General features: G+C 70.9%; 15 protein-coding genes. 7 read left to right on the top strand and 8 right to left on the bottom strand.

Annotation, left to right across the window (positions count from 1 at the left end; translation table 11 throughout):
* Positions 1-222: 222 nt before the first annotated feature.
* Entirely contained in the window at positions 223-552 is a 330-nt protein-coding gene (locus ACFZBU_RS42975) for a putative quinol monooxygenase (protein ID WP_391589239.1), read from the bottom strand.
* 59 nt (positions 553-611) lie between these two features.
* On the opposite strand from ACFZBU_RS42975, the gene ACFZBU_RS42970 reads away from it, so the two are divergent.
* Positions 612-971 carry a MerR family transcriptional regulator gene (locus tag ACFZBU_RS42970; RefSeq protein WP_391589238.1) on the top strand — a complete coding sequence of 120 codons (360 nt, stop codon included), beginning with the start codon at positions 612-614 and terminating at the stop codon, positions 969-971.
* A gap of 628 nt (positions 972-1,599) precedes the next feature.
* Here the strand turns inward: ACFZBU_RS42970 and ACFZBU_RS42965 are convergent.
* Complete coding sequence (locus tag ACFZBU_RS42965) at positions 1,600-2,205, bottom strand: dihydrofolate reductase family protein (RefSeq protein ID WP_391589237.1); 606 nt, start codon at positions 2,203-2,205, stop codon at positions 1,600-1,602.
* A 518-nt stretch (positions 2,206-2,723) separates the two neighbouring features.
* Positions 2,724-3,446, bottom strand: coding sequence for a hypothetical protein (locus tag ACFZBU_RS42960; RefSeq protein ID WP_391589236.1), 723 nt, complete (start codon positions 3,444-3,446; stop codon positions 2,724-2,726).
* Here ACFZBU_RS42960 and ACFZBU_RS42955 point away from each other — a divergent pair.
* The 4 genes from ACFZBU_RS42955 to ACFZBU_RS42940 all read left to right on the top strand — a co-directional run bounded on the left by ACFZBU_RS42955 (position 3,424) and on the right by ACFZBU_RS42940 (position 5,903).
* Positions 3,424-3,894, top strand: coding sequence for a hypothetical protein (locus tag ACFZBU_RS42955; protein ID WP_391589235.1), 471 nt, complete (start codon positions 3,424-3,426; stop codon positions 3,892-3,894). The two genes, ACFZBU_RS42960 and ACFZBU_RS42955, sit on opposite strands and share 23 nt — an antisense overlap.
* 233 nt (positions 3,895-4,127) lie before the next feature.
* Positions 4,128-4,262: a hypothetical protein gene (locus tag ACFZBU_RS42950; RefSeq protein ID WP_391589234.1), complete on the top strand. Its 135-nt coding sequence runs from the start codon at positions 4,128-4,130 to the stop codon at positions 4,260-4,262.
* Between the two features lie 527 nt (positions 4,263-4,789).
* The gene (locus ACFZBU_RS42945; protein WP_391589233.1) at positions 4,790-5,023 is read left to right on the top strand and encodes a glycosyltransferase; all 234 of its coding nucleotides are present in this window, start codon (positions 4,790-4,792) and stop codon (positions 5,021-5,023) included.
* Positions 5,024-5,174: 151 nt separating this feature from the next.
* On the top strand, positions 5,175-5,903 hold the full coding sequence (locus ACFZBU_RS42940) for a polysaccharide deacetylase family protein (RefSeq protein ID WP_391589232.1): 729 nt from the start codon (positions 5,175-5,177) through the stop codon (positions 5,901-5,903).
* Between the two features lie 160 nt (positions 5,904-6,063).
* Here ACFZBU_RS42940 and ACFZBU_RS42935 read toward each other — a convergent pair whose 3' ends face one another.
* From ACFZBU_RS42935 to ACFZBU_RS42915, 5 genes are all read right to left on the bottom strand, one after another.
* Entirely contained in the window at positions 6,064-7,893 is a 1,830-nt protein-coding gene (locus ACFZBU_RS42935) for a hypothetical protein (protein ID WP_391589231.1), read from the bottom strand.
* Positions 7,894-8,875: 982 nt separating this feature from the next.
* Positions 8,876-9,247: a hypothetical protein gene (locus tag ACFZBU_RS42930; protein ID WP_391589230.1), complete on the bottom strand. Its 372-nt coding sequence runs from the start codon at positions 9,245-9,247 to the stop codon at positions 8,876-8,878.
* On the bottom strand, positions 9,238-9,720 hold the full coding sequence (locus ACFZBU_RS42925; protein ID WP_391589229.1) for a hypothetical protein: 483 nt from the start codon (positions 9,718-9,720) through the stop codon (positions 9,238-9,240). The genes ACFZBU_RS42930 and ACFZBU_RS42925 overlap by 10 nt, the downstream gene beginning before the upstream one ends.
* A gap of 103 nt (positions 9,721-9,823) precedes the next feature.
* Positions 9,824-10,951 (bottom strand): FAD-dependent monooxygenase, encoded by a 1,128-nt coding sequence (locus ACFZBU_RS42920; protein WP_391589228.1) that lies wholly within the window; start codon positions 10,949-10,951, stop codon positions 9,824-9,826.
* A 549-nt stretch (positions 10,952-11,500) separates the two neighbouring features.
* Positions 11,501-12,151, bottom strand: a complete 651-nt coding sequence (locus ACFZBU_RS42915; RefSeq protein ID WP_391589227.1) for a hypothetical protein — start codon at positions 12,149-12,151, stop codon at positions 11,501-11,503.
* Between the two features lie 154 nt (positions 12,152-12,305).
* Between ACFZBU_RS42915 and ACFZBU_RS42910 the strand changes: the two genes are divergently transcribed.
* Complete coding sequence (locus tag ACFZBU_RS42910; RefSeq protein WP_391589226.1) at positions 12,306-12,575, top strand: hypothetical protein; 270 nt, start codon at positions 12,306-12,308, stop codon at positions 12,573-12,575.
* A 960-nt stretch (positions 12,576-13,535) separates the two neighbouring features.
* Positions 13,536-13,997, top strand: a complete 462-nt coding sequence (locus ACFZBU_RS42905; RefSeq protein WP_391589225.1) for a YcxB family protein — start codon at positions 13,536-13,538, stop codon at positions 13,995-13,997.
* Positions 13,998-14,758: the final 761 nt, after the last annotated feature.

The raw sequence follows: 14,758 nt of genomic DNA, 5'->3' as shown, positions 1-14,758 counted from the left end.
GGCCATGGTGAAGTCGCCCTCGTGCGCCTTGGCGTCACCCTGGCCGCGGCAGTCCACCAACGCGTGGCCGAACGCTTCTTCGTCCGGGTACGGCCGCGGGTTCGTGAAGGCCGTCCGGTCGGCGGACCAAGGATGCAGCCGCATCAGGCGGCCCGGCCGCCTCCGCGCATTCCGCGTCCGGACCGCGCGCGTCCGCCAGGCATGGCACCTGTTGGCGGGCACTCAGGCGGGAACCGGTGCAGCCTCGGGATACGGGCTGATCATGGTGTCGAAGTAGCCCTCCGGGGCTGCCTCCAGGAAGGTCGACAGGTTTTCCAGGAAGGCCCGAAGCGGTGGCGTCGCGTTGTGTCGGTCCAGGTCTTCCTGCGAGCGCCAGACCTCGTACAGGAAGAAGCGGCCGTCCTCGTGCTCGTGGAGGTGGTATTGCAGGTTTCCGGGCTCTTGTCGGGTGGGTTCCACGAAGGAGGACAGGATGCGCCGGACCTCGTCCGCGCGCCCCGGCGCGGGGCGAAGGAAACCGTAGAGGGAGATGGGGTGATCCGTGTTCGTCATGGACCTCACGTTAAGATCTCACATCGATGTGAGATTCAAGGGATTGTGAGGGGCGCCACATGAAGATCGGCGAGCTCGCCGCCGCGACGGACACCTCCGTCCGGCTCCTGCGCTACTACGAGGAGCAGGGCCTCCTGACGTCCTACCGTCTCGACAGCGGCCACCGCCGCTACGACGACAGTGCACCCGCCGCGGTCCGCCGCATTCGCGCACTTCTGGACGCGGGGCTGCCGACCCGGGTCATCCGCGATCTCCTACCGTGCGTTCGCCGGGACGGCACGGTCGCCGAATGCAAGCTGGAGACCCTCCAAGAACACCTCCAGGGCCTGGATGACCGGATCACCGCGCTGTCGGAAACCCGCACCTCACTGGCCGGACTCATCTCCGCCACTCGGACCCACGCATCGGCGGGCACGTAAGCCCGCCATACCGTCTCCGCCTCCGTGCGTCCGCGCCTGTCGCCCGGCGCGGGTCGACCTGATGGGCAGGTCGGCGCGCCGCGTTCTGCGACCTGCTCGTGTTGCCCATCCGCGGCCTCCGGGTCGCGGAGGCTTTGGCCGACGACACGGGGATTCGACTTCGACGGCGAGCAACAGCCCGTCGAGCAGGGCAAGTTGCATTTCGACGACGAACAGTCGTCCGCTCCGGACCCGCACCATCGGATGACCCTGCCGGGTCGACACCCCGCACCACCGGCGGCCCGTCGACCCGGCACACCCGTGAGGTGGTCGTCGTTGCGGTAGATGTGGGTGGTGAGCAGCGCGCCGACGAATCCGCCCGCGACCACCCCGACCTCCACCGCGACGCCGTCGCACCCGTCAATCGCTCAACATCCGCCGCCGGCACCGGGCCGGTATGCCCACCTGCGCATCCCCTACGGCACCGGCAGGCCGCTGCGCGAGGAGGTCGCTCGGCTGATCCATTCCGTCGACGCGACCCGGACCGGGCGTCCCGACGTCGGCCGTTCGCCCTCCATCGGGTCTTGTTCCGCGCCCGCCGGCGCCGGCCCGGTGCCGTTCGGACCGGCGGACCGGCGGACGGGCAACGTCACTCGGGAACACCGAGCGGCGGGTGCTCGAGCACGCGGGGCTTGTACTCGACCAACTGGATACGGCCGTCGAAGGTGCGGTGCTCGATCATCTCGAGGGCGACGTCCGGATAGCCGTCGTAGATGCGTTCTTCGCCCGTGGCCCCGGTGATCACCGGGAAGATCACGACCCGGAAGCGGTCGACGAGTCCGGCTCGCACCAGGGACCGGCACAGGCTGAGGCTGCCGATCGTGCTGAGGAGCCCCGAGCCGCTCGACTTCATGGCGCGGACCGCTTCGACGGCGTCGTCGCGGACGAGCGTGGAGCCGGCCCAGGTCAGTGGCTCCTCGAGTGAGGAGGAGAACACCACCTTGGACGCCCGCGTGAGCTCGTCGACGGACGCCTCTTCCTCGGGCCCGAACTCGGCTTGGCCATTCGGGACCTGGCCTGCGGCGAAGCCCGACATCAGGCGGTAGGTGTTCGCTCCCATCAGGTAGGTGGCCTCGGGCTGCTCGCCGAGCCACGCGAGGTACTCCGGACCTTCGAGGCCCCAGAACCCCGGCCATCCCTCTCCCGATGCGTGGCCGTCGAGAGAGGTGATGAAGTCGACGAGAAGCTCCGACATGGCAATGTCCTTTCCACAGGTGTCACTACCTTGGACCCGCCGGGAGCCACAAACTCATCGGTCGCGCATCCTCCGGCAACAAGGCTTTGGACGCATGGACTTCATCCGAACAAGTCCAACCTGCCCGGTAGTCCCCGTGCCTGGGCTACCTCACCCGACCGGGCCAGGCGTTCGCCGCGGACGGGCGGATCGGGAAGAACTCGCGGAGGCGTCGGGCCGGGAGACCACAGCCGGGCCGGGTTCGGATCAATACGTCGGCTCGGCAGGATCAAGACGTCCCGCACCCGTCGGAAGCGTACGCACAGCCCGGGCCGAGCCGGGCCGGGTACCGGCCTCACGCGCGGCCGCGCGAAGGCGGAAGGCACACAGACGCGGCCCCACCGGATGTCGGCCGATGGGGGCCGCGTCCGAGGTCGGTGGTTCCACGGCGACGGCATGGCGAGCCGCCACGTCCCCGACGACCCGGCCGCCCGCCATGCGCGATGACGAACGGGCGGTGCGGCGCTCGATATTCGTGGTTACGTGTTGAGGCTGGTGTGGTTCCACCAGCCTTGGCGCCCGGCGGTGAAGGTGACCTCGCGGGTCCCGATCAGGCCTTCGTAGGGCTTGCCCTTCACCAGGGGGCTCGTCGTGACGACGCCTTTCGGGTCCTTGATGGAGGGGATGGTGACGGCGGCGGCGTGGTCGAGGTCGCTCTGCTGGAAGCCGGCGGGCTGGGTGGTGGTGATGACCTCGTCCCAGTTGGGCGAGGCGGCGAGCTGGTGGGCGAGGTGGACCTCGGATCCCTGGCCGAAGGCGAGACAGGTGAGGTGGTCGGGGTAGTCGGTGGCGTTGAGCGGCTTGTAGTGGACGACGTCCTGCTTGCGGCATGTGGCGGTGGTCTCGTCGAGGATCCTGGTGAAGGTGCGATTGCCGGCGCTGTCGACGGTCACCCGCTCGAGTTCCACGGGCAGCGAGTCGCGGGTGCCGTCGACGATTTCCTGGAGGGGCCAGTCGCCCTCGGAGAACAGGGAGTAGTACACCCGCTGGTCCTCGTGGTTCGCGAGGTCATCGAGGTACTTCGTCCGCAGGCCCCCGTCCAGGCCGAACTTGTTGATCATCTGGAAGGCATGGATGGGGACGCGGTAGAGCGCGAGGTGGTAGGCGAAGATCGTATCGGTGCCGATGAGCAGGAACCGGTGGCCGTGGCGGGGAGCGGCGCCGGCGTCGGATACGGAGATGACGTCGGTGGTGGTGGTCATGCGGACACTCCTGGGGGTGGGATCGGGTGTTCGGTCGGCCGTCGGCGGGATCCGTCGGGCCGGCGGTGTGGCGGCGACGCCGGAAGGCGTGCCGGGGCCATCGGTGTTCGAGGCCGTGGAAGGTGCGCCGGTTGCGCAGGTGGGTGGCGGTGATCGGGTCGAGTTGGCCGTTGCCGACGAAGAGGCCGAGGAGCAGGTCGTAGACGGTGCGCATGGTCTTGATGTCCGGCGCGCAGTCGGGCGGGCCCGCCACGACCCAGGCGGGGGTGACGTCGATGCTGCGGCCGTCCGGGGTGAGCGTGGCGGTGACCGGCCGTCCGAGATGTCGTCGTACCAGCCGTCTTCGCGGGTGCTGTTGCCCACCCGGGCCACTCCGATCGCGGGGTGGATCTTCGCGTCGGCGATGTCGTTGCTCATGGTGGTTTGCGGGTTCCTTCCGAGACGGTGAAGGTCGCAGGGTCGTCGTCGCGCACCGGCGGGCGGCCGGGTGCGCGGGTGACGAGGCGGCGGGCCCGGCCGGATGCGGCAGTTCGCGGGCCGGGAGGGCTCCCACGATCGGTGGGGAGAGGGCGGCACACCATGCGGATTGACAGCTCGCATACGATCCATCCCTTTCGAGTGAAGGCTGTTCGTGTACTTCACCCGGATGGCGCGCGCCCGCCCGTATCGGGGGGGCGACCGGTGGGCGAGAGTGTGGTGCGGCAGTCCGACCGGTCCGGGCCGCCCCCGGCGCCGCCGTGGCCGCCGGATCGACTGCTCGGGGTGACCGGTCCGCTGTTGGTGATCGTCCACCAGGGGCTGGGCTGCGGGGTGTAGTTCGGCAGCGTCGCCGGGCGTCGCCCGGGTGCCGGCGGTCTGGGTGGTCATTTGCCCGTGCCCGTGCCCGTGCCCGTGGTCGTAGCGGATGGCGTCGTCGACGTGCTCGAGAGCGTCGCGCCGATGAGCGCGGGTCGGCGTCCAGACCACCACCAATCCCGACAGCGTGCCCGTCGGCCCCTGGGCCGGCCTCGGCGTGGCCGCCGGGTGGGCCGCCGCGGCACTGCCGGCCGGCGGCCTACTGCTACGCAAACGCGACACCCAGGGTGGCGGGTGGCTTGAAATACCCGGTATGTCAGAGTCGGTGACGATATTCGAATCGTCGAATCCCTCGGGGTCGGTGCGATCGCCGGGGGCTCTCGGCCGTGCGGCGGCAGGCAACTGATGAGCCGCGCCCGGTACCGGCCTTCGAGTCGACTCCCGCAGGAGAGCGTCCCCGGCGGCACCGGGCACGCAAGGCCGAGCCGTTCCGGCTCAGGACCAAGCGTCGGCGTCGCCGTTCGCTGCCGGCCGTGGACGTGCACTCGATGCGTATCACCGCCCTGGTGCCCGCGCACAACGAGGAAGCGCAGATCGGCGAGACCATCCAATCCCTGTACGGTCAGCGTCGACCGCCGGAGACGATCATCGTCATCGCGGACAACTGCACCGACCGAACCGTCGAGATAGCCCGCGGCATGGGTGTGCAGGTCTACGAGACCGTCGAGCTGTTCAGCGCGGGCCTCGCGCTCGAGCGGATCCTGCCCGCGCGCGCTCGCTGACGTTCGACCTGCGGTCGACCTCCCGCCCCGGGGGGCAACCGGTAAGCCGTGCCCGGCCGCACCCGGCGGCGGGAGGTCGACCGCAGGGCCACCCATCCTTCGATGGTGGCCGGGTTCGTGAAGATGTCGCATCTTCGAAAGGAAGTCCGATATGAAGTCCAGCGTGCGAGTGCGCGCATGGGCGGCCGGGGCGATGGTCGCGGTGGCGGGTCCGATCCTGGGCCCGACGACGGCCGCGCACGCCGATCCCGCGTCCCCCGCCCCATGCTCCGCCGGCTATGCGGCGATCTCGTTCGACGACGGCCCCTGGACCCTGACCCCCGCCTACGTCCAGGCACTGAACGACGCCGGTTGGGTCAAGGCGACCTTCTTCCTGACCGGGGCCCACGCCCTGGACTACCCGCAGTACGTCGCGCAGATCGCCGCCGGCGGCCACTGGATCGGCAACCACTCGTTCTCCCACCCGTTCCTGGACGACCTGGGCGAGCCCGACGCGTTCGACGAACTCCTGGGTACGAACCAGATCCTCCGGTCCCGGACCGGCCACGCACCGACGCTGTTCCGCCCGCCGTACGGCCGGACCAACGCGGGAATCCGCCAGGACGCGACCACACTCGGCATGACCGAGGTGCTGTGGACCACCGACTCGTTCGACTACAACGGCATCTCCACCGACGACATCGTGGCCAACGCCCTCCGGGTCGGCCCGGGCGGCATCATCCTGCTGCACGAGGGATACCAAAGCACCCTCGCCGCGATCCCGCGCATCGTCGACGGGCCGGCCGAGCGCGGACTGTGCGCGGGCAGGATCGTGCCGTCGACGACACCGGTCCAGGCATGGCCCGGCGCCACCTACTACGCGACCGCCGCGCACTGGTGACACCCCCGCCGAACGTCGGGCACGTCGAGGATGTGCCCGGTGCCGCGTACGAGGCGGAACTCTCGGAGATGCGCACGGTGTCGCCCGGCTGCGCGTAGGCCGGCAAAGGCTGAGCGGCCTCGGGATGTGGGACGGCGTCGGTGCCTCGTGGCCGCAAACCTCATGTTTGGCAGCCATCCCGGGGGAAGTAGCTGGAGGTGATCCGGTAGATCCCGGGGCGCGAAGCGGTCAGTTGAATCCAGGGGCCGCTCGCGCGCAGGCAGGCGCCGTCGGAATACAGCCAATGCGAGTAGGCGGCACGCACGGTGACCGTTCCCGGGCGGGGCATCTTGAGCACGATGTCGGCGTCGCCGGCACGGAGCACTTCGGCGGGGGCGGTGGCCAGTGGCACGGCGTCCCGGACGCGGAAGACGGTCCAATAGGTGTCGTTCCAGACCGGCTCCAGCCAGGAGCCGAGGCGGCCGGACCGGATCAACGCGGCCTCGGTCCTGGCGTAGCCGTCCGGTGGGGCGTGCGGCAGGACGACGTAGCCGACCGCCCATTCGTTCAGCCACGCCCGATAGTTCGCCTCGTCGAGCTCCTCGGAGTAGAACAGCCGGCCGCGCTCCATGTCGAGTTGGCGGTTCCAGCCGCGCACCGCCTGGAAATAACGGGCGAACACCCGGGCCTCGCGGTGCGAGCCGGTGGGGACCACTTCGACACGGCCGCGATACGCGCCCAGCCGGTCCAACTCGGCGATGACCCCGGCGGTGTGCCGCGACCAGCCAGGCACCTCCGTGTGCGCCTGCACATCTCGGACCGTCACCACCGCCGTCCAGATCACGCACATCGCCAGCCCCGCGGCACAGAAGCGCGTGCGGAAGGACGTGTCACCACCGACTCGGAGCAACGACCTCCCGGGCTGCGGGCCTCGCCGTCTCCGCTCGAACCAGATCGCCAGCAGCACGGGCGCGCCGACAAGCGTGCCCAGGCGCTCGACGTTGGTGCCCACCGGCGAAGGAATCAGCCAGGTCAGCACCACACCGACGGCGTAGACCGCGCCACCGGCCCGCAGCTCGCGCCAGTCGCGCGGTGCCGTCAACGCCACCACGACGCCGGCCAGGACCGGCAGGATGATCCGCTCGGCTCCCATGGGTTGTTGGCCGTGGGACGGGAACAGCGCGGTCACCAACCCACCGACCACACCCGTCGGTACGGTCAGGGCCAGGCCTCTCGCCCACTGCCGGTCGAGCAGGAACCCCGCGCCCGCCACGAGAAGGAACAGACCGGCCACGGGGCTGAACAGCACGGTCAACCCGGTCCCCACGACCCCCGCGACGAGCCGCCACACAGGTGTGTGCCGCCCCACGAGGACCAGCAAGGTGCCCAGCGCGCTCGCGACACCGAGAGCGAACGTGGCGCGGCCCGAGACGATGTTGGCCCACAGCGCCAGCGCCCCGATCAGCGCCGGCCACGTCGGTACCTTCCGGGTGGTGCGCACCAACAGCGCGGCCAACAGCCAGGTCGAGGTCAACCCACTGAGGGCGGCGAGAGTGCGGACCCCGACCAACGCCATCAGCGGCGGCGAGAGAACGCTGTAGCTGCCGACGTCGATCCCGCCGAACCAGAACAGGCCGTACGGTGTACCCGGATGCCGCACGGCGAACTCCGCCCAGGAGTACTGAGCCGCGAGATCACCGCCACCGGTGGCCAGCAGGAGGCCCCATCCGACATACAGCGGTAGCGCGAGCGCGACCGCGACATGACATATCCGCCACCGGGGCGGGGAGACGCCGGACGGCTTCGCGGGCTCGGGGCCCCCGCCGTTCCGCGCGCCGGCCGCCTGGACCAGGCGACCACCGCGCCGTTCGCCGGAGGCGGCGCCGACGACCGCCGTCACGATGCCGCCGCCCTCGCCTCCGAACGGCGACCGACGCGGGCGTGGACCCCACCGCAGGCGGCGCAGTGGAGCGAAATGATTCCGGCCGACGCCCCCGCGCGGCTCGCTCATGACAGGTTCCTCACAGGCACAACTGGGCTCCACGACCGCTCGACGGATGCGGAGCCTGCTCAGGCATCAGGATGACGGACGAAGACTAGTTGGCCAGGCGCGCAGTGTGGCGCTCGGGGGCGGACCGGGCTCGATCGAGAGGAGGCCGCGGCCCTGTGGTCGGACGGCGTCGGACACGGCGAGGCAGCGAATGTGAGCGCGAGGACCGGGTGGGACGTGGTGCCCGCCTCGTGCCACCGGCTCGCGGTCGTGGGCGATGGTGACCGCGAAGTAGAAGAGCGAGCAACATGCGTGGGTCCGGTCGGCCGTGAACGCGTACGCGCCACGTACGGCCCGCGACCGGGTCGTGCGGTGGCTGATCGGTTGGGGTGTGCGCGATGGAGCCGTCCTGGACCTGGTCCGGGCGAGCGTGGGCGAGTTGGTGACGTACACGGTTCGTACGGCCGCCGCGGACGCCGTGGTGGAGGTGGCACTCCGCCACGGACACGAGTGGGCCTGCGTGGCCGCCGACCGGCGACGAAACCACGCCGCCACCCGAAGCGCACTGCCCACCGGGGCGACCGGGGCCGAATATCGTACGGCGCCTGGTCGAGGAGGCCGTCGGCCGCTTCGGCCGCGACGACTGGGGGCGTGGGGTCGGGGTAGGCGCCGTCCGCGTCGACGGGAACAACCCTGCCGGTGCCGGTTCGGGCGGGGCCGCCCATGCTGTTGCCCCAGATGCCGACGCGATCGCCGAGCCTGCGGTCGCCGCCGATCCAGGTGACCATGGCCGAGAAGGCCCCGGTGAAGTCGCGGCCCAGGGCCAGGCCGGTGAACAGCCTGCTCTCGCCCTGCCCGGGAGCGTCCGCCGGCAGGACCGCGACACCCCGATCAGCAGGTGAACGGCACCGCTGTAGTACTCCTCGCGCCAGCCGTCGAAACCGCCGACGATGATCACGGTGGGCGGACGCGTCGGGGTCGGTGGCCGCGCGGCGGTCGCCGGTCATGTGGGCATCTTCGGGGTGTACCGGCGCAGTCGGTCGCGCAGGGAGTCGACGAGTACGCCTGCCAGGTCTGCGCGGACCGCGCCGAAGACATGGAAGTCGGGGCGTACGAGAGCGAGTTCGGCGTCGTGTTCGGTGAACCAGCGGGTGGCGTCGCCGTCCAGGTCGGTCACGGCGCCGGGGGCCTTGGCGCGGGTGATGTACACGATGCGGGTGTTCAGCAGCCGCAGGAAGGCGCGTTGCTCCGCGTCGAGGGGGAGTCGGTCGGGCGGTAGCAGGCTCATCAGGATCCAGCCGTCGCCGACGATGTCGTCGAAGGACGAGGCGTCGCGGCTGCGCTCCTGCCATTCGGGCTGGAAGGTCAGGTGCACGCCCCCGCCCCAGTTGACGGCGGCGGCCAACCGCTCGCGATGGGTGTGGGCGGGCGGGCCACGAAGAACCGCAGTACCTCCCCCTCTTCGGCACGCCCGTCGAAGGGCAACGTCACGTGCCGGACCGGCACGCGCTCCAGCGCGGACACCCGGCCGAAGTACTCCACTGCCCGGTCGTACGCGTGCTGCTTCGCCGGGTGCAGCGGGGAGGGGTATCGGCCCAGGAACGCGAACTGGTACGCCTGCCACCAGCTCTCCAGCTCTCCAGCTCTCCAGCTCTCCAGGGCTTCGTCGCGATCGCCGCTCTCCTCGGCCGTGCGCGCCCGGGCCGCGAAATCCTCCGCCCCGGCCGGCCAATGCCCGGCCCAGGACTGGGGATCGATGCCCGGAAGCGTTTCGATGTGCCGTGCGGCGGCTCGTGACCGATGGCGTTGAAAGGGTTCTTGCGCTGCTCCAGGTGCTCGCGCAGCCACTGCTGCGCCTCGGGCAGGGTTCGGGTTGTTGCAGCGGACATTCGTCTCTCCTCGTCCGTCGCGCGAACGGCGGGTCGTCGAAGACGCCCTTCGCGCCTGCTGGTTACACGGGCTCGGCCATGAGCCGGTGGCAGGAATCGACCAGCGGATACGCCTCGAAGTGGCGCTGCGCCTGCTCCAGGCCGACGATCGCCACCGAGGTCTCCACGAGCGTTCGGCAGCGCTGCGTACGCCGGCCGACGAACGCCCGGATCCCCGCGCCGACGGATTCGTGCCGGCCGAGTTCCCGGGCCGGCAGGAGGCCGTCCTCGACGGCCAGGGCGGCGCCACTGGCCATCTGCGGTGCGGGCGCGTGCGCGGCGTCACCGATGACCACGCTGTTGCCCCGATTCCAGGCGCCCGCCAGGAGGGCCGTCAGCACCGGGCGGCGCACCACCGATGCCGACCCGGACACCATGGCGCGGATCTCCCGCACCCGACCGGGGAAGGTCTCCAGCAGCTCCTGTAGGCGCGGGGCGAGCCGGGTGTCGGGCAGGACACTCCGGTCCACCCCGTTCTCGGTCAGGAACACGTACGCCTGCGTGTCCGAGAGGGGCACGAGTCCGGCCGTGTCGGTCTTCCCGGCGAACTGATGGATCCCGGTGGCCCACGGCGGGCGGGGCACCAGAGCCCGCCAGACCATCTGCCCGTGAAAGTCGAGTGAGGTCCGGAGCCCCAGCAGGTCCCGCGTCGTCGAGCGGATCCCGTCCGCGCCCACCAGCAGCGCGACCTCGCGGACCGTCCCGTCCGACAACCGCGTCCGGACCGACTCGCCCTCCTGCTCCACCGCCGCAACGGTCACTCCGTGGCGTATCTCCACGCCGCACCGCTCGGCTTCCGCGCGCAGGATCCGGTGCAGCACGGGGCGCGCGATGCCGACCATCGCCGGCCGCCGCGCACCGATCAGGCGCGGCAACCGGATCTCGTCCGCCCGCTCGCCGTTCACGTCCACGTGCGTGATCGTGTTCATGCCGAAGCCCTCGGCCAGACACGCGTCCGCCAGACCCGACTCGTCCAGCGCGCGCAGCGAAGGACCGGTCAGGCACAACCCCCATCCGGACGTCGCCTCCGGCGGGCCGATCTCGACGATCTCGACCCGCCATCCGTCGCGTGCCAGGGCGGTGGCCACGGTCAGACCGGCCACTCCCGCACCCACGATCACGGCCGTCCGCGCACCGCGATAGCCGTTCATATACGCCTCCAGAGCGCCGATTTCCTCGGAACCCTAGGACGCGTCGGCGCTCGGCCCTATCCGAATCGGGCGACGACCATCCGCTGCCGGCAGGCGATCGTTTGCCGGCGGCCCCGGGCCCGCCGCGATCATCGGCGTGCGTATGTTCGTGGCGAGGGTGTCGATGGCCGGGGTGCGAACGGTCGCGAACGCGCATTGGTAGGACGGGCGTTCCTCTCGGCCGCGTGGCGGGGCACCGGGCTCGGCGAGGGGGCACCCGCGGCGGCGGTGCGGAAGTGGCCGACGGTCGCGCCGGGTCCGCGCTCGCCGGCGTCGCCTCGCCCGGCGACGTGTGGCTGCGGCAGGCCCCCTGGGCGCCACGGGTCACTGTGTTCCGGCGGGGCCGGTCGCGCACGTCGTGGCCCCGCGAACCCGACCTGTCGTCCCGTCTTTGTCACGAGCGGGTGGTTTGGTGTTCCGGGCGGCCGTGATCGGAAGCGTGGCAAGGGTGCCTCCTCATCGGCGATCGGGTTTCCTTGGCGTGGGGGCATCGTGGGCTGTCGTGGGGAGTCACGTGGTTGGGGCGTTGGAGAGGACGAGGCGGATCCAGAGGCAGGTCCAGTCTTCTTCGGCCGACCGTGGGGGCGGGGTCTGGATCTCTGCTTCGGGCATGTACCGTCCGCGGGCCCCTTCGTGCCATCCGCAGGTGACTTCGTACGTGCCGGGTTCGGCCGGGAGCACGGTCGGCGGCCAGGGGCCGATGTCGTTCTCGTGGGCGGCCGCCGCCGCCCAGACGACCACGACGCGGTCGCCGCGGATGTGGAGTTCGCCTGCGCCGGTCTCCTGCGTCGCGGGCGCGGTGGCTGCGCGGCGGCGGGGTGCCTGGGTCCTGCCGAGGGGGACCCATGAGCGTACGAGGAGGAGACCGTCGGCGGCGGTTGCGATCTCGGCAGTCCCCTCGCCCTCCAAGTCCCATATCAGGCCGGTGTGTTCGTGGTGGGCGCCGAAAGGGATGACGGCGGCGTCCGCGTCGTCGACCGCGGACATGGCTCGGGCGTAGTCGCAGGCGGGGTCGAGTTCGTGATCGGGTCGGTGGACCGCGCCGCCCCAGTACGCGAAGGCGTCGGCGTCGCAGACCAGGAGCGGTCCGCCGAGGGTGCTCGCCGTGGACGACGACCAGGAGTACGTGCGTCGTGGGGTGGTTGTGTCTTCGTTCGTCAAGGGAGTCGCTGCCGATCGATGAGGGGGCGGTGTGCCCGGCCGGGGGCAGGGCATCTTGCCGAAGCCGGTGGGTACCGGGCCCGGGACGGGATCGAACGCGATCCCGCCGCCATGATCGCCTCGTGCAAGGAACCGGTCGAGAGTCCCGTTCAAGATGATCCTCGACAAGGGCGCGGTCGAGTACACCAAGAACGACAACGTCCCCAAGCGGTACGCGCAGGTCGCCGTCCTGCCGGCGCTCAAGGCCGAATCGGCCCCCGCGAGCGCGAAGGGCAGGGAGGCGGCCCACAGGGCCCTGGGCACGCCGGCGCAGACGGTCCACTCCCTGGCCGGGTTGCGCAACCAACCGGCGTGGGGCACGGCCGTACCACCTCCAGCCCGGTCCTTGCCCGTCACGCGCGTCTCGCGCTCAACGCCACGGTGACGGAGTTCCTCCTCGACACCTGGCACGAACGCGTCGACAACGGACTCCTCACACCAACGCCCTGAACACGACGGCGGATCCGATTCGTATGCCGTCGAGCGCTGCCGAGACCTTCCGACGACAAACGTGTTCACGGCGAATCCTCGCCCAGTCCTTCCACGCCGAACGTCGCGGCGCGCCCGTCCCATTTCGACCGAGGAGCCTTGCGTATGGGGAGATCGGCCGACTGTTGGCGGTTGTCGGCACCGCCGACCCGGCGCCCGCGAACAAACGCGAGCGGCGTAGCCGCCACCGATGGTGATTCGCGCCTGGATCACTTGTTGTCGACGGGGCCGGTGGCCCATGTGGCGATGTCGACGTCTGCGCCGACCATGCCCTCGGCGCGGTTCTTGACCTCGTGCCAGGCGCCTTGGGGGGGGTCCTGGACCTCGATCCGGGCCGGTGAGCGGCGTACCCGTCGGGTTCTTCAGGCGAACCGCTCCCTCCGTCCAACCGCCTGCGTATTCGACGGCGTCGGGGAACGTGACGGTGACCGCCCCGTCGGGGAGGGTGCGGGTTCCTGCTGGACCGGCTCGCCGTCGCCCTCGGGCCCAGGTCGGAACGTGGCTGGGCGGCCTTGGCCGACCCGGCAGCCCCGCCCGGGCCCTCGCCGCCGCCGTCGAACCCTCTCCGGCTCCGGGGTCCCGGGCCGTTGCGGTGCCACGTGGGCGGCGGTGCGTCGCCTGCTCGACATCGACGCCTCCGGGACGGTGACCAGCACGCATGGGGCGCAGATCGAGTGCCTCCCGGCGTCCGCCGGCGCTCGCGGCCGGGATCGGGTTCGCCGCCACGGGCGGGGACATGGCCGCTGTCTCCCGCGTGCCCTGTGCTCCGGGCCCACTTCGGCGGCAATCTGCGCCGGCTGTTGGCCGAAGTGGGCCCGCCGGATCGGGTGTTCCGCGTTCCCCCTAGCATCCGCACATGCTGATCTCTACGACGTATACCCACACGTGGCGGACCGGCGTCGCGACGACGTTGGCGGCCTATCCGAAGTGGGCCCGCTGGGGATTGGGCGTCGTGCCCGTGGTGGTGCTGCTCCTGGCGATCTCTGCGGGGAGTCTCCGCATGGGCCTCTGGTCGTTCTTCTCCGTGCTTTTCCTGTTCTTCATCCACGGCAGACAAGTGCGTGAGCTGACCAGACAGGGCGCGATCGACATCGTGCTCGACGACGAGGGATTCACGCGCGAACGACCCGGTGTCGGTACGACGAGCATGCGCTGGCCGGCCACGCTCGATGTGCGGCGGCAGTTCGGGCTGCTCGTGATCCGCACGTCGCCGCAGTGTGTGGCCACCGTGCCCGAGGCCGCCTTCAGCGCCGAACAACTGGCCCGACTCGACGAGTTCATCCGCGTGCGCAAGTCCCCGACGCCGACCGCCGGGTAGCCGTGCCCGTCCGAGGCGGCGCAGTTCGTCCTCCACGGCCGGCGCAGGGTGTTCGGGAACCGCGCGGACGACGGTGACCCGTCGGCACGGACGCCGCGACTACGATCCGGGTCGGCGTACGCGGGACACCTCGTTTCACCGGTGGTTGGTCGCGGGGCTTGCCGCGGCGGGTTCCACTTTGCCCGTCGAGGCGGTCTCCCGTTCCGCCCCCGCCAACCGCTACCACGGCCTGAGCGAGATCGACTGCCGGCGATCCTCATCGGAACCTCGGGGTCGACGTGGTGCGGGCGAAGCACAGGGCCGATCTCGTGGACTGGGCGCGCGAACGGCAACTGCGCAACCACCCGGATCCTGCCGTCCCGGACGCGGACTCGGACCGCGCCTGGACGGCGGCTCGCAGCGGCCCAAAGGGCGGACGCCTCCACCACCACTACCACCGCTGCCGCCGCTGCGCCCCCACGCCCCGACGCCGCGCGCGGCGCCGGCGGTGTCGGGACCCGGGCAAGGGATCGGGCTCTCTCGTCCGCCAACGGGAGGAAAGGTCTGTTCCCGTGGTCCTTGATTCCCCGTGCTGCTATCAGGTGGTAGCTTGCGGGGTATGGCGAAGACTCAGGTGAATCTCCGGCTGGAGGAGGCCGCGGCGGAGATGGCGCGCCAGGCGGCGGAGACGCGGCACATACCGGTGAACGAGTACGTGGAACAGTTGATCCGCACGGACAACGAACGTCTGCGCGAGAGGTTCCTCGCGGGCGCGCAGGAGG

The sequence above is a fragment of the Embleya sp. NPDC008237 genome, assembly GCF_042956465.1.
Classification (GTDB): Bacteria; Actinomycetota; Actinomycetes; order Streptomycetales; family Streptomycetaceae; genus Embleya.
The sequence above is the reverse complement of the archived record's forward strand: the minus strand, read 5'-3'. Positions and strand labels throughout refer to the sequence as shown.

Bases quoted from the DNA above. Each gene is read 5' to 3' on its own strand.
- ACFZBU_RS42960 (WP_391589236.1), bottom strand. From the start codon at position 3,446: ATGACCACCACCACCGACGTCATCTCCGTATCCGACGCCGGCGCCGCT.
- ACFZBU_RS42970 (WP_391589238.1), top strand. From the start codon at position 612: ATGAAGATCGGCGAGCTCGCCGCCGCGACGGACACCTCCGTCCGGCTC.
- ACFZBU_RS42905 (WP_391589225.1), top strand. From the start codon at position 13,536: ATGCTGATCTCTACGACGTATACCCACACGTGGCGGACCGGCGTCGCG.
- ACFZBU_RS42940 (WP_391589232.1), top strand. From the start codon at position 5,175: ATGAAGTCCAGCGTGCGAGTGCGCGCATGGGCGGCCGGGGCGATGGTC.
- ACFZBU_RS42920 (WP_391589228.1), bottom strand. From the start codon at position 10,951: ATGAACGGCTATCGCGGTGCGCGGACGGCCGTGATCGTGGGTGCGGGA.
- ACFZBU_RS42955 (WP_391589235.1), top strand. From the start codon at position 3,424: ATGACGTCGGTGGTGGTGGTCATGCGGACACTCCTGGGGGTGGGATCG.
- ACFZBU_RS42910 (WP_391589226.1), top strand. From the start codon at position 12,306: ATGATCCTCGACAAGGGCGCGGTCGAGTACACCAAGAACGACAACGTC.
- ACFZBU_RS42965 (WP_391589237.1), bottom strand. From the start codon at position 2,205: ATGTCGGAGCTTCTCGTCGACTTCATCACCTCTCTCGACGGCCACGCA.
- ACFZBU_RS42975 (WP_391589239.1), bottom strand. From the start codon at position 552: ATGACGAACACGGATCACCCCATCTCCCTCTACGGTTTCCTTCGCCCC.
- ACFZBU_RS42945 (WP_391589233.1), top strand. From the start codon at position 4,790: ATGCGTATCACCGCCCTGGTGCCCGCGCACAACGAGGAAGCGCAGATC.
- ACFZBU_RS42935 (WP_391589231.1), bottom strand. From the start codon at position 7,893: ATGAGCGAGCCGCGCGGGGGCGTCGGCCGGAATCATTTCGCTCCACTG.